Source organism: Candidatus Acetothermia bacterium, assembly GCA_024653305.1.
In the GTDB taxonomy this organism is placed as follows: Bacteria; Bipolaricaulota; Bipolaricaulia; order Bipolaricaulales; family Bipolaricaulaceae; genus JACIWI01.
This window is the reverse complement of record JANLFW010000072.1, coordinates 1-571: the sequence shown is the minus strand read 5'-3', so window position 1 is coordinate 571 and position 571 is coordinate 1. Positions and strand designations below refer to the sequence as shown.

General features: G+C 68.0%; 1 protein-coding gene. It reads right to left on the bottom strand.

Annotation, left to right across the window (positions count from 1 at the left end):
• Positions 1-393, bottom strand: a 393-nt coding sequence (locus NUV94_08280) for an IS3 family transposase (protein MCR4392729.1), incomplete at its 3' end; no start/stop codon positions are given.
• Between the last annotated feature and the right edge of the window lie 178 nt (positions 394-571).

Here is a 571-nt window from a genome sequence, read left to right as displayed (position 1 = left end):
ATCGAGCACGGTCAGCATCCGTAGCTTCCCGCCCTGTTCCGTTCGGTCCTCGATGAAGTCGTACGTCCACACGTGGTTGGGGTACTCTGCCCGGCGGATCACCTCCCCTGGAGGTCCCCGCCGCCGCTTCCTGGCCCGCCGGCGCGGCAGCTGCAGCCCCTCCGCTTTCCAGATCCGGTGCACCCGCTTCCTGTTCACGAGTGAGCCCTCCCGCCTGAGCACGGCCGCGATCCGGCGGTACCCGTAAGCAGGGTGCTCGGCCGCCAGCCGGCGGATCTCCTCCGTCAACGCCGCCTCCCCCGGACGAGGGCAGGGAACGTACCGGAAGCTGGAGCGGGCGATCCCCACCACCACGCACCCACGGCGCTCCGAGTACATCCGCCTCGTCCGCAACGCCCGCACTCCTTGGCGCCGGGCAGAAGGACTCACCATCCTTTTCCCAACAGATCCTTCAACGCGTCGATGTCCAACGCTTGCTGGGCCACGATCTTCCGCAACCGCGCCGTCTCCATCTCCAGTTCCTTCAGCCGACGCAGTTGAGCCTGGTCCATCCCCCGGTACTTCCCCCGCC